The organism is Streptomyces flaveus, from assembly GCF_014647675.1.
Lineage (GTDB): Bacteria > Actinomycetota > Actinomycetes > Streptomycetales > Streptomycetaceae > Streptomyces > Streptomyces flaveus.
Map to the genome: position 1 here is coordinate 97623 of NZ_BMPQ01000022.1, position 12860 is coordinate 110482.

At 70.8% G+C, this 12860-nt stretch carries 9 protein-coding genes; 2 read left to right on the forward strand and 7 right to left on the reverse strand.

Going from position 1 to position 12860, the window contains the following annotated elements; genetic code table 11:
* The first annotated feature begins 85 nt into the window (after positions 1–85).
* Positions 86–2854: an ABC transporter permease subunit gene (locus IEZ21_RS32870; RefSeq protein WP_189325466.1), complete on the forward strand. Its 2769-nt coding sequence runs from the start codon at positions 86–88 to the stop codon at positions 2852–2854.
* 115 nt (positions 2855–2969) lie between these two features.
* Here IEZ21_RS32870 and paaZ read toward each other — a convergent pair whose 3' ends face one another.
* On the reverse strand, positions 2970–4562 hold the full coding sequence (paaZ, locus tag IEZ21_RS32875; protein ID WP_189325467.1) for a phenylacetic acid degradation bifunctional protein PaaZ: 1593 nt from the start codon (positions 4560–4562) through the stop codon (positions 2970–2972).
* A gap of 312 nt (positions 4563–4874) precedes the next feature.
* Here paaZ and IEZ21_RS32880 point away from each other — a divergent pair, with 312 nt between their 5' ends.
* Entirely contained in the window at positions 4875–5708 is an 834-nt protein-coding gene (locus tag IEZ21_RS32880; RefSeq protein WP_246568367.1) for a PaaX family transcriptional regulator, read from the forward strand.
* Between the two features lie 59 nt (positions 5709–5767).
* On the opposite strand, the gene IEZ21_RS32885 is transcribed toward IEZ21_RS32880, so the two are convergent.
* Genes IEZ21_RS32885 through boxC form a run of 6 tightly spaced genes read right to left on the reverse strand, consistent with a single transcriptional unit; the run spans position 5768 to position 12852 of the window.
* Positions 5768–6625, reverse strand: coding sequence for an amidohydrolase family protein (locus IEZ21_RS32885; RefSeq protein ID WP_189325469.1), 858 nt, complete (start codon positions 6623–6625; stop codon positions 5768–5770).
* Between the two features lie 21 nt (positions 6626–6646).
* Entirely contained in the window at positions 6647–6988 is a 342-nt protein-coding gene (gene fdxA / locus IEZ21_RS32890; RefSeq protein WP_189325470.1) for a ferredoxin, read from the reverse strand.
* Positions 6989–7012: 24 nt separating this feature from the next.
* A complete protein-coding gene (locus IEZ21_RS32895; RefSeq protein ID WP_189325471.1) occupies positions 7013–8029 on the reverse strand; it encodes an NAD(P)/FAD-dependent oxidoreductase in 1017 nt (338 codons plus the stop codon).
* A gap of 57 nt (positions 8030–8086) precedes the next feature.
* On the reverse strand, positions 8087–9685 hold the full coding sequence (locus tag IEZ21_RS32900) for a benzoate-CoA ligase family protein (protein WP_189325472.1): 1599 nt from the start codon (positions 9683–9685) through the stop codon (positions 8087–8089).
* A 10-nt stretch (positions 9686–9695) separates the two neighbouring features.
* A complete protein-coding gene (gene boxB / locus IEZ21_RS32905) occupies positions 9696–11117 on the reverse strand; it encodes a benzoyl-CoA 2,3-epoxidase subunit BoxB (RefSeq protein ID WP_189325473.1) in 1422 nt (473 codons plus the stop codon).
* A 4-nt stretch (positions 11118–11121) separates the two neighbouring features.
* Entirely contained in the window at positions 11122–12852 is a 1731-nt protein-coding gene (gene boxC / locus IEZ21_RS32910) for a 2,3-epoxybenzoyl-CoA dihydrolase (protein WP_189325474.1), read from the reverse strand.
* Positions 12853–12860: the final 8 nt, after the last annotated feature.

The following is a 12860-nucleotide window of genomic DNA, read 5'->3' on the forward strand; positions in this document are numbered from 1 at the left end:
GCCAGAATTATTTAAATAAATGTGCTGTACGGTCTTGCCGCGCCCCCCGGCGTTCGCTACTCATGAAGCCCTGGAGGTTCATCTGGTGGACGACATCCTGCGCTTCGCGCTCCTGGGCCTCGGGCTCGGTGCGCTCTACGCGCTCACCGCCCAAGGCATCGTGCTGATCTACCGAGGCTCCGGCGTCCTGAACTTCGCGCACGGCGCGATCGGGATGGCCGGCGCCTATGTGCAATGGGAACTCGCCGTGCAGCACGGCGTGTCCTACTGGACCGCCGTCGGCTGCGGCGTCCTGGTGGCCGGGCTGCTGGGGGTGCTCACCCATCTGCTGGTGATGCGCCCGCTGCGCCGGGCATCCTCACTGGCCCGGCTGGTGGGCACCCTGGCCGTGTTCATCGTGCTCACCGCCGCGGCCGTCAAACGGTACGGCGACAGCGTGCAGCTCGTGCCCGGCAAACTGCCGTCCGACCTGCTGGAAGTGGCCGGGGCGACGGTGTCCGAGGACCGGGTCTGGCTGCTCGGGATCGCGATCGCCATCACCGTCGCGCTCCATCTCCTCTACAAGCACAGCATGTTCGGGCTCGGCACCACGGCGGTCGCGGAGAACCAGAGCGCCGCCTCCTCTCTCGGCTGGTCCGCGGATCTGATCGCCGCCGCCAACTGGGGGCTCGGCTCGGCACTCGCGGGTCTCACCGGCATCCTGATCGTGCCGGTCATCGGCCTGTCCGTGAACGGCCTGACCACGCTCCTGCTCAGCGCGCTGGCCGCCGCCCTGGTCGGCAGGTTCTCCTCGTTCCCCGTCACCCTGGCGGGCGGCCTCGTCATCGGCATCGTGCAGTCCGAACTGACCCGCTTCGGCACGGACATCACGGGCCTCGCGGCGTCGGTGCCGTTCCTCGTCATCGCCCTGGTCCTGGTGGCACGCGGCCGGGCACTACCGCTGCGCGGCACGTTCCTGGACCGGTTGCCGGCGCTCGGCACCGGACGCGTACGGCCGGTGGCACTGGCCGTCACCGTCGCGGTCGCCCTGCTGCTGGTGGCACTGTCCACGCCGCAGTGGGCCGACGCGATCACCAACACCCTGGTGCTCTCCCTGATCATCCTGTCGATCGTGGTGGTCACCGGTTACGCGGGACAGGTCTCCCTCGCGGCGTACGCACTCGCCGGAACCGGCGCCTTCATCGCGGGGCACGCGGTCGCCGACTGGGGCTGGCCCTTCGAACTCGCCCTGCTGGCAGGCGTGTTGGGGACGGTACCGATCGGCCTGCTGTTCGCCCTGCCCGCGGTCCGCACCCGTGGAGTCAACCTCGCGATCATCACCCTCGGCCTCGGCACCACGCTGGAGGTGATGGTCTTCCAGAACACCGACCTGGCCACCACCCCCGGCAGCGACGGCATCGCGGTGGGCAGGCAGACGCTGTTCGGCATCGACATCTCCGGCGTCGACCATCCGCAGCGGTACGCGGCCCTGGTGCTGCTCCTCTTCATCGGAGCCGCGCTGGTGGTGGCCAACATCCGGCGCAGCCGGACCGGCCGCCGGCTGATCGCGGTCCGCGCCAACGAGCGGGCCGCCGCCGCACTCGGCATCGGCGTACGCGCCACGAAGCTGTACGCGTTCGGGGTGTCCGCGGCGATCGCCGCACTCGCGGGCGTGCTCACCGGCTTCCGCTCGACCTCGGTGGTCTTCACCGACTTCGCGGCCTTCGACTCCATCACCGCGCTCGGGCTTGCGGTCATCGGCGGGGTCGGCTTCCTCGTCGGCCCGCTGTTCGGCGCCACGTTCGCCGCGGGCACGGTCGGCGCCCGCTTCGGGGATCTGGTGGTGCCGGGGCTGAGCGAGTGGATGCCGTTGATCGGCGGGATCATTCTGTTGCTCACCCTGGTGGGCAACCAGGACGGGATCGGTCAGGGGCTCGGCAAGCAGGCGGCGGCAGTTGAGCGCCGGCTGCCCCGGCGACGCTCCCTCGACCGGGCGCGTTCCATCGAGGGGGCACCTGCCCCCGCCTCCACTCCCACTCCCGAGGCCGCGCCGGACGCACACCGTGCGGCACCCCTCCCCCTCCACGTCGCCAACCTGACCGTGCGCTACGGCGGTGTCGTCGCCGTCGACGATCTCTCCTTCGCCATCGAGCCCGGCCGGGTCACCGGCCTCATCGGCCCGAACGGCGCGGGCAAGACCTCCGCCATCGACGCGGTCACCGGCTTCACCCGGCCCGCCTCCGGCAGCGTCCGCCTCGGCGACCGGGACCTGACCGGCACCGCCGTGCACCTGCGCGCCCGCGCGGGCCTGAGCCGGTCCTTCCAGTCACTGGAACTCTTCGAGGACATGACTGTCCTCGACAACCTGTACGCCGCCTGCGACCGCCCCGGCCCGTGGACGTACCTCAAGGACCTGATACGTCCAGGAAGCCGCCCCCTGCCCGCCCAAGTACTCATCGCGGTACGGGAGTTCGGCCTTGAGAGCAGCCTGGACCGCTCGGTGGGCGACCTCTCGTACGGGGAGCGACGGCTACTGGCCATCGCCCGCGCCGTGGCGACCTCCCCGTCCGTCCTCCTGCTCGACGAGCCGGCGGCCGGTCTCTCGGACGACGAGACCCGCGAACTGGCCCGTCTGGTACGGCGACTCGCCGAGGACTGGGGCATGGGGGTGCTGCTCGTCGAGCACGACGTCGACATGGTCATGAGCGTCTGCGACCAGGTCGTCGTCCTCGACTTCGGCCGCCGGATCAGCGTCGGCACACCGGACGAGGTACGCGCCGATCCGGCGGTGCGGGCGGCCTACTTGGGTGACCTTTCACCGGAGGAGGCAGAGGAGTCGGTGCCCGGGGCGGAAGGTGATCCGGTGAGCGCTTAGGCGCGCGTACAGGCGGTGGGCACCGGGGCCACCGCCTGCGAGGCCGATCGCGGGCAACTGACCGCGGTGGCCCGGTTCACCACCGTGCCGTCCGTCCACGAGATCGGCCATGGTGTTACTCCTCACCCTGTGGCTCAGCGGTCGTGGCCGGGTCGGGCCCGGTGAGTGTCGAGAGGATGGCGGGCGGCCCCTGGACGGCGGTGCGCTGCATGTGGTGCAGCACGCTGCGGATGCCGCCCAGTTCCTCGCCGCCGCCCGCCCGGCCGGGGCCGCCGTGCACGGTGTGCGGGAGCGGCGAGCCGTGACCGGTGGACTCCCCGGCGTCGGTGCGGTCGAGGAGCAGCAGGCGACCGTGCCAGGGGGCGGCCCCGAGCACGGTCTCGCGGGCGAAGCCGGGGTCGTGGGTGACGACCGAGCCGACGAGGCTGCCCTCGCCGCGCGCGGCCAGCGCGATCGCATGGGCGGCGGTCCCGTCGTACGGCAGAAGGGTGCTGACAGGGCCGAACGCCTCGACCTCGTGCGGCTCGGCCCGGTCGGGGTCGTCGCAGCGCAGCAGCAGTGGCGGAAGGAAGGCGCCGCGTTCCCGGTCGCCGTCCAGGACTTCGAACCGGTCCGGGTCGCCGTGGACGAGGCGGGCCGCCGCCGTGAGCGCCTTGAGCGCGCGCAGCACCTCCTCCCGCTGCCCGAGGCCGGCCAGGGGGCCCATGGTGACCGTGGGATCGGCGGGGTTGCCGACACACAGGTCGGCCAGCTCGGCGCAGACCGCTTCCTGTACGGCGTCGATGAGTCCGGCGGGCACCAGGGCACGGCGGATCGCGGTGCACTTCTGCCCGGCCTTGACGGTCATCTCGGTGACCAGGGTCTGCGTGAACAGGTCGAACTCGGGGGTGCCGGGCCCGGCGTCCGGGCCGAGAACCGCGCAGTTCAGCGAGTCGGCCTCGGCGTTGAAGCGGACAGCGCGGCCTGCGACGGCCGGGTGGCTGCGCAGTGTGCGGGCGGTCGCGGCGGACCCGGTGACGCTGAGCACATCCTGTCCCGTGAGCGCGTCGAGGATGCCGTCCGGCGGGGCGCAGATCAGCTGGACGGCGCCTTCGGGGAGGATGCCGGACTCGATGATGCGGCGGAACACCAGCTCCGTCAGGTAGGCCGTCTGACCCGCGGGTTTCACCACGGACGGCAGGCCCGCCAGCAGAGCCGGCGCGAGCTTTTCCAGCATGCCCCACACGGGGAAGTTGAACGCGTTGATCTGCACGGCCGCGCCCTGCCGCGGCACATGGACGTGGCGTACGGCGAAGGTGCCCTGTTTGCCGATCGGTTCCATGTCGCCGTCGGGCAGGACATGCCCGTCGGGCAGCTCTTTGGTGCCCTTGCCGCCGTAGACGAAGAGCACCGCGATGCCGCCGTCTACGTCGAGCACGGAGTCGCGGCGGGTCGCTCCGGTGCGGGTGGACAGTGCGTGGAACTCGTCCGTGTGCGCGGCCAGGTGCTTGCCCAGCGACTTGAGCAGACCGGCGCGCTGGTGGAAGGTCAGCTCGCGCAGGGCGGGGCCGCCCACCTCCCGCGCGTGGCGCAGCGCGGCGGCGGCGTCGACGGGGCGCTGCGAGAGCCGGGCCACCTCGGCGCCGGTCGCCGCGTCCAGCAGGGGACGACCCTCGTCGGGTGCTTCATACCAGTCACCGGCGAGGTAGCTGTGCAGTTTCGCGGCCACGGCGGGTCCACCCACCTTTCGTGCGTCGCTCGTTCTGGTCGGCGGCCCGCCGACGCGACTGACACTCTACTGATAATTTCCGTAACGACAAGATATTGTGTAAGGAGGAGCGGGCTCCCCTGTGGAGGGACTTGGCCCCGGCCGTCGTGCCGGAGCGCCCTGGATACGCTGATGACGTCGATGCCACGCGACGGCGTGATACATCGGATCGGCGAGCAACAAGGGAAGTGAAGGACCATGGTGGATCGTGCGTCGCGCGGACCGGGCCGGAGGGAGCGTGCCGACCGGGCCGCAGCAGGGAGCGCACGGCCGGTGGTCAGCCGGCGCCGGGAGGTCGGTGACGTCAGCGCGCGGTCGCTGCTGATGACCATGCTCGGCGAGTACGTACTGCCCAAGGGCACGCCGGTGTGGACCTCCGCGCTGGTGGACGCGCTGGCGATGTTCGGTGTCGAGGAGAAGTCGGCCCGCCAGTCGCTCGCGCGGACCGCGGCCGAGGGCTGGCTGGCCTCCGAGCGGATGGGACGCCGCGTCCGCTGGGCGCTCACCCCGCCGGGGCGGCGGATGCTGACCGAAGGCGCGCAGCGCATCTACGACTTCGGCAGCGGGGAGCACACCTGGGACGGCACCTGGCTGGTGGTCCTCGTCTCGGTGCCGGAGGCCAAGCGGGATCTGCGGCACCGGGTGCGTACCCGGCTCACCTGGGCCGGCTTCGGCTCCCCGGAGCCCGGGGTGTGGATCACGCCCCACGCCGACCGTGAGGCGGAGGCGCTGGGCGTCCTGAAGGAACTCGGGCTCGCCGACGACGCGATGTCCTTCGCCGCCACGTACGGCGCTGTGGGAAACGAGGCGGCCATGGTGGCCCGAGCCTGGGACCTCAGCGAGGTGGAGGACCGCTACGAAGCGTTCATCGACGAGTTCACCGGGCTGCGCCCCGCCGACGGCGCCGCCGTCCTGCATGCGCAGACCATGCTGGTGCACGAGTGGCGCCGCTTCCCCTTCCTCGATCCGCGGCTTCCGTCGAAGCTGCTGCCTCCGGGCTGGAGCGGGGCCAGGGCGGCCGAACTCTTCCACAGCAGGCACGCCGAGTGGAATCCGGTGGCGCTGCGGCGCTGGGAGGAGCTGGCCGAGGGGCACGGCGAGAAGTGAGATCGCGCGGGCGCACCGTACCGAACCGCCCGGCTCACCGCTGACCCATCGTCATGTCCTTACACTCCGAGGCCCGGGAAGACCTTGGCCGCGTTGCCGGACAGCACGGCACGCACGGTGTCGCCGGGCAGGTCCAGCGCACGCAGGGCGGCGATGTTGCGGGAGGCGCCGGGCACCCCCGGCCAGTCGGTGCCGAAGATGCACCGGGTGGCGAGCCTCGCCAGGCCGAACCGGGCGTAGTACTCGGGCAGTTTGCGCGGGGGCAGTCCGGCGAGGTCCAGCCAGACGTTGGGCCTGGCCAGGGCGAGAAACGCCGCGGTGTCGTACCACCAGCCCCGCCCGCCGTGGGCGAAGACGAACTGCACGTCCGGGAAGTCCTCCACGGCGTCGAGCAGGAGCTGCGGGTCACCGTACCGGGCACGGGCGCCCGGGAAGCTGGAGGTGCCCGAGTGCACGACGACCGGGACGCCGCGCTCGGCGCAGAGCGCGTACAGCGAGTAGAACTCCTTGTCGGCCGGGTCGAATCCGCCATGCACAGGGTGCAGTTTGAGCGCGACCGCGCCCAGGTCCAGCTGGCGTTCGGCCTCTGCCACCAGCGGGTGGTGCAGGTGTGGGTTGACGTTTGCCACCAGGCGGAAGCGGACCGGGTTGTACGCGACGATCGGCAGGAGGTCCTCGATCGGCTGGATCCCGGTGGCGCGCGGGCTGTACTCGCAGAACAGCAGCGCACGGTCCACGCCCTCGGACTCCAGCAGGGCGTCCAGCCGCTCGGGAACGGGGTCGCCCCGCTCGTCGTAGGCGTCACGCCACGGGTGGTCGCCGGAGAACGTGTCCGCCCACTCGAACCAGGCCGGTTTGAGTGTGGACAGCCTCGGGGCGTGGACGTGCGCGTCGACCACGGTCTCGCCGTCGATCACGGCGCCTCCCTCACAGAGTGTTCAACCGCGCGGGTCGTACCCGGCGACGAGTTCGGTGTCCGCGCCGACCGGACCGTGGCCTGCGGCGCCGCCCGGCAGGCCGATCGGCTCGTCGCGGCCCGGCAGGGACTCGGTGAAGAACCGCTTGTTGTCGGCGACGAAGTCCTTCAGCTCCGGCGGCACCCGGCGGTCCTGGGAGATCGCCTCGACCGGGCAGACGGGCTCACAGTTGCCACAGTCGATGCATTCCATCGGGTTGATGTAGAGCTTGCGGTCGCCTTCGTAGATGCAGTCGACGGGGCACTCCTCCATACAGGAGCGGTCCATGATGTCGATGCACGGCTCGGCTATCACGTAGGGCATGGGCTGTCTCGGTCCTCTTCGGTGCTACGCGACGGCGGGGGCCGCCGTGGATACGTCGGTGGAGTGGCCGGGGAACACCGGCTGTTCGGGGTCGATGTGGTGCGCGGCGTTGTTGACGGCGGTCGCCGCCTCCCCGAAGCCGACCGCGATCAGCCGCACCTTGCCGGGGTAGTCGTTGATGTCCCCGGCCGCGTAGATCCCCGGGAGAGAGGTCCGCATGGCCGAGTCGACCGGGATGTGGCGCCGGTGGGCGATGTCGATCCCCCAGCCGAGCAGCGGGCCGAGGTTGGCGGTGAAGCCGAGGGCGGCGATGATCCCCCGGCAGGGCAGGCGGTGCGTCTGCCTGTCGCGCCGGGTGATCTCCACGGCCTCGATGTCCCCTCCGTCGCCGACGACCTTCGACAGCTCGGCTTCGGTGAGGATCTCCACGCCCGCGGCCCGTACGGCGGCCACGGTGGCCGGATGCGCGCGGAAGGTGTCGCGGCGGTGGACCAGGGTCACGGAGGCGGCCAGCGGGTGCAGGGTGAGGGCCCAGTCGAAGGCGCTGTCACCGCCCCCGACGATCACCACGTCCCGGCCCGCGTAGTCGTCCGGCCTGCGCACGAAGTACGCCAGTCCGGCTCCCTCGTACGCGGCGGCGGCCGGCAGCGGGCGGGGCGTGAAGGTGCCGATGCCGCCGGTGATGAGCACGGCCCTGGCCCGCACCCGCACCCCTTGGTGCGTGGTCACGACGAAGGCGCCCTCCGTAGTCCGCTCCATCGTCTCGGCCCGGTGGCCGAGCAGATGGCACGGGTCGTACGGTGCGGCCTGCTCCAGGAGCCGGTCCACGAGCTCACGTCCCCGCACCGCCGGGAATCCGGCGATGTCGAAGATCTGCTTCTCCGGGTACATGGCGTTGATCTGGCCACCGGGCTCGGGCAGCGAGTCCAGCACGGTCACCGACAGACCGCGGAAGCCGGCGTAGTAGGCGGCGAACAGGCCCGTGGGGCCGGCTCCCACGATGAGCAGATCCGTGCTGTGATCCGCGGGGCACGGGGACATGCACGTCCTCCTTGGTGCAGGGGGAAGAGAGTGGCTTGCCGAGTGGCAGGGAGGACGTCAGCTTGATGTCGTCCCGGAAGGGGGCGCCTCCGCCCAAGAACCGTCGCGGACCATGGCGCGCAGCACGTTGCGGCGGATCTTGCCGGTGGGTGTACGGGGCAGCTCGGGCAGCCCGATCACCCCGCGCGGGCGTTTGAAGGCGGCCAGGCCCTCCCGGCACCAGGCGACGAGGGCGTCCGGGTCGACCTCACGTCCGGGCTTGGGCACCACGCAGGCGACCGGTTTGTCCAGGCCGTCCGCGTCCGGTACGCCGACCACGGCGACCTCGGCCACGTCCGGATGGGCGAGGAGGCGTTCCTCGACCTCGGCGGGCGCGACCCAGATACCGCCCGCCTTGAGCAGGTCGTTGGTGCGGCCCATGCACGTGTAGGTGTCGTCGGCGTTGCGGATGTAGGTGTCGCCGGTGCGCACCCAGTCGCCGAGGAAGACCTGGCGCGTGGTCTCGGCCCGGCACCAGTAGCCGGTGGCCGCGGACTCACCGCGGACGTGGAGCTCGCCCGGTGCGCCGTCGCCCTCCACCACCCGGCCCTCGATGTCGCGCAGCTCCACCTTGTACCCGGGAACGGGTTCGCCGGAGGAGCCCGGGTGGACCCGGCCCGAACGGTTGGAGATGAAGATGTGCAGCATCTCGGTGGACCCGATGCCGTCGAGCACCTCCACACCGAACTGTTGCAGCATCCCCTCGTACATCCGCGCGGGCAGCGCTTCTCCGGCCGAGACCCCGATCCGTACCGTCGCGAAGGCGTCGTCCGGGATGTCGGCGCTCGCGAGCAGCGGCCCGAAGAAGCTGGGGGTGCCGAACAGGACCGTGGCCCGGTCTCCGGCCGCCCGCTTCGCGAACAGCGCGGGAGACGGCCTGGAAGGTTCCAGCAGTGCCGTTCCGCCCGCCGCCAGCGGGAAGAACAGCGAGTTGCCGATGCCGTACGCGAAGAAGAGCTTCGCGACGGACAGGCAGCGGTCCTGCGGGCCGATGCCCAGCACCCGCTGCCCGTAGTTCTCCGATACGAACTTGATGTCGATGTGGCGGTGCATGGCCGCCTTGGGCGTGCCCGTGGTGCCCGATGTGTACAGCCACAGGGCGGGCGAGTCCGGCCAGGTCGGATACGGCCCGTCGTCCGTGCCGGCACCGTAGTCCAGCAGTTGCTGCCAGGTGTGGCCCTCGACATGGCCGGGCAGTCCTGTGCGGTCATGCCCGGTCAGGACGGCGTGCTCGACCTCCGGCGCCTGCTGGAGCGCCGCGCGTACGACCGGCGCGAACTCGGCGGAGCCCAGCACCACCCGGCAACGCGCGTCGGCCACCAGCTTGCCCAGCTCCGGACCGGTGAGCATGGTCGACGCGGGGACGGCCACGGCGCCGATGTGGAAGGCGGCGAGGATGCCGGTGAAGAGCTCGATGTCGTCCACCATGCACAGCAGGACGCGCTCCTCCGGGCGTACGCCGAGGGCGCGCAGCCCGGCCGCCACGCGGCGGACCTCCGCCGACAGCTGCTCGTAGGTCAGCGTGCGTGTGGGAGTGACGAGCGCCGTGCGGGCGCCGTTGCCCTCCCGCACGTGCCGGTCGACCAGATAGTCCGCCGTGTTGAACGCCTCAGGCATCCGGTTCACCTCACACCAGTCGGACGTACTCGTAGTCGAACGGCTGGCCATTGATGCCGTTGACCGGCGGCGCGACCCAGCTCGCGATCTTGCCGCGTTCGTACACAGGCTGCATCAGCGACCGTACGAACGCCAGGTCCTCGGCGGTGGGCAGCCAGTGGTGGCGGCTCGCCTCCCAGGTCTGCTCGTCGACGATCGTGCCGTCGGGGGTGACGTGGTGGCCGGCGGCGAGGCCGACGTTCCGGTTGAAGCCGGGGTGCGGCAGCTTCAGCCGGAAGGCGATCCCGTGCTCCTCAAGGATCCGGTTCCAGCGCTTGAGGCCGTTCTCGCAGTCGGAGATGTACTCGTCGCGCAGGTCCAGGTTGAGGGCGAGCAGCGCGGGGACCTCGTCCTGCGACCAGGTGCCGTCTGTCAGTGGCTTGTCCAGGAAGGCGCTGTGGTCGGTGAGCCGGTGGTCGTCCTTGCGGCGCTCCTCCTGCCAGCGGCCCTTGAGCCCGGCGGTGTAGTAGTTCGCCGCGTTGGTGGAGGTCTCGCTGCCGAAGAGGTCCAGGGAGACCGTGTAGTGGAAGTTGATGTACTTCTGGATGATGTCCAGGGGGATGCCGCCGCAGGCAGCGATGTCCAACGTGTCGTGCTCGCGGACCAGTTGGGCGCTGCGGGTCACCACGCGGTCGACGCCGGTGGTGCCGACCATCATGTGGTGCGCCTCCTCCTTCAGCATGAAGGTGCAGGTCCGCGACAGCGGGTCGAAGGCGCTCTCCTTGAGCGAGCCGAGCTGGTACTTGCCGTCCCGGTCGGTGAAGTACGTGAACATGAAGAAGGCCAGCCAGTCGGCGGTCTCCTCGTTGAACGCGCCCAGGATGCGCGGCGCGTCGGGGCTGCCGGAGTTGCGGTGGAGCAGCGCCTCGGCCTCCTCGCGGCCCTCCCTGCCGAAGTAGGCGTGCAGCAGGTAGACCATCGCCCACAGGTGCCGGCCCTCCTCCACATTGACCTGGAAGAGGTTGCGCAGGTCGTACAGGCTCGGGGCGGTCAGGCCGAGGAGGCGCTGCTGCTCGACGGAGGCCGGCTCGGTGTCGCCCTGGATGACGATCAGCCGTTGCAGGTCGGCGCGGTACTCGCCGGGCACCTGCTGCCAGACAGGCTGCCCCTTGTGCTCGCCGAAGGCGACGCGGCGGTCGGGGTCGCGTTCGGCGAGGAAGATGCCCCAGCGGTAGTCGGGCACGTTGACGTGGTCGAAGTGGGCCCAGCCGTCGCGGCCGACCGACACGGCGGTGCGCAGGTAGACGCCTCGGTTCTCCAGCTCCGGGCCCATTTCGCCCCACCAGTTGAGGAACTTGGGCTGCCAGCCCTCCAGCGCCCGCTGCAGACGGCGGTCGTCGGCGAGAGCGACGTTGTTGGGGATCTTGGAGTCGTAGTCGATCTTCGTGGGCATCGGGTCACACTCGCTTCCGGTCGTAGACCGCTTTCTGGCCGGTGCCGTAGCGGCGCAGCGCGCCTTCGGGGCCGGCGGCGTTGGGGCGTATGAAGATCCAGTTCTGCCAGGCGGTGAGCCGTCCGAAGATCTTGGTCTCGATGGTCTCCGGGCCGACGAACCGGTGGTTGGCCTCCATGCCCGTCAGGGCGTCCGGGCTCAGCGCCGCCCGGCTCTCCAGGACGATGCGGATCTCGTCCTCCCAGTCGATGTCGTCGGGCGCGTCGGTGACGAGGCCGAGCTCGCGGGCCTGGGCGGCGCTCAGCGGCTGCCCGGCCTCGCGGCGCAGCCACTCGAGGTGGTCGTCCTCCTGGTAGAAGCGGGACTGGAGACGGGTCAGGCCGTTGCCCATGGGGAAGGTGCCGAAGTTGGCCTCGGAGAGGGTGAGCCCGGCGCGCTCGTCGCTGTCCGGGTCCTCGATGGGCGGGCCATCCAGCATGTACTGCAGATCGCAGGCCAGGGCCAGCTCCAGCAGCAGACCCGCGAAGCAACTGCCCGGCTCGATGAGCGCGATGAGGCTGCGGCTGGTGACGTCGAGCCGCTTCAGGGTGCGCTTGTAGTAGTGAAGGATCTCGTTGCTGAGCCAGTCGCCCTCGGCGGCGGCGCCCAACACCGCCTGCTCATGGGCCAGTACGAGCGCGGAATCACCCTCCGTGCGCAGCACCCAGGTGCCCAGCTCGGTCTCGTTCGCCCGCAGCCGCAGGATCAGGTCGTCGAGCTCGCGGGTGACGGCCAGCAGCCAACCGCCCACGCCCTCGTCGTGGATCGCGGCGGCGTCGGCGGGGGCGTCCTCGACGGGGCCCCGTACGGTGATGCGGACCAGGCCGAGCGGACGGTCGTACTCGGCGCGCACGTACTGGTACGTGATGCCGTCCTCGGTGACGTCCCGCTCCAGCGGTGTCAGTTCGACGCCCTCGGCGTCCGTCGGCCGGGTGCTGTGCCCGGCCGCTTCCACGGCTCGCTGTTCGACGACCGTACGGAAGTCCCGGCGCGGGACGACCTCGTCGACGAGCCGCCAGTCCACGGCCGTCTTGCCTCGTACGCCGTCGCTGCGGGTGGCGAAGAGATCGGCCAGATCCTTGCGTACGCGGCGCTTGTCGGTGACCCGGGTCAGGCCGCCGGTCCCGGGCAGCACGCCCAGGAGCGGGACCTCGGGCAGGGACACCGACGAGGAGTTGTCGTCGATCAGCAGGATCTTGTCGCAGGCCAGCGCGAGTTCGTAACCGCCGCCCGCGCAGGAGCCGTTGACCGCTGCGATGAAGGTCAGCCCGGAGTGCTCCGAGGCGTCCTCCATGCTGTTGCGGGTCTCGTTGGTGAACTTGCAGAAGTTCACCTTCCAGTGGTGCGGGGAGGCCGCCAGCATCCGGATGTTCGCTCCGGCGCAGAAGACTTTCTCCTTCGCGCTGGTCACCACCACCGACCGCACCTCGGGGTGCTCGAACCGCAGCCGCTGGAGGGCGTCGTACAGCTCGATGTCCACGCCGAGGTCGTAGGAGTTGAGCTTCAGCTCGTAGCCCGGGACCAGGCCGCCCTGTTCGTCGACGTCCATCTCCAGCCAGGCGACGGGCCCGTCGGTGCGCAGTTTCCAGTGCCGGTACGCGTCCGGGTTCCGGTCGAAGGTCACCACCACCGTGCCCGTGGACTCCGGCGCTCCGTTCGCGGCTTCGACCACGTCCGGCTTGCTTGCCACCACCATGACGAGCG

Excerpts from the sequence above, each read along its gene's own strand:
- boxB (WP_189325473.1), bottom strand. The coding sequence starts at position 11,117 with ATGCCCACGAAGATCGACTACGACTCCAAGATCCCCAACAACGTCGCT.
- IEZ21_RS32900 (WP_189325472.1), bottom strand. The coding sequence starts at position 9,685 with ATGCCTGAGGCGTTCAACACGGCGGACTATCTGGTCGACCGGCACGTG.
- IEZ21_RS32895 (WP_189325471.1), bottom strand. The coding sequence starts at position 8,029 with ATGTCCCCGTGCCCCGCGGATCACAGCACGGATCTGCTCATCGTGGGA.
- boxC (WP_189325474.1), bottom strand. The coding sequence starts at position 12,852 with ATGGTGGTGGCAAGCAAGCCGGACGTGGTCGAAGCCGCGAACGGAGCG.
- fdxA (WP_189325470.1), bottom strand. The coding sequence starts at position 6,988 with ATGCCCTACGTGATAGCCGAGCCGTGCATCGACATCATGGACCGCTCC.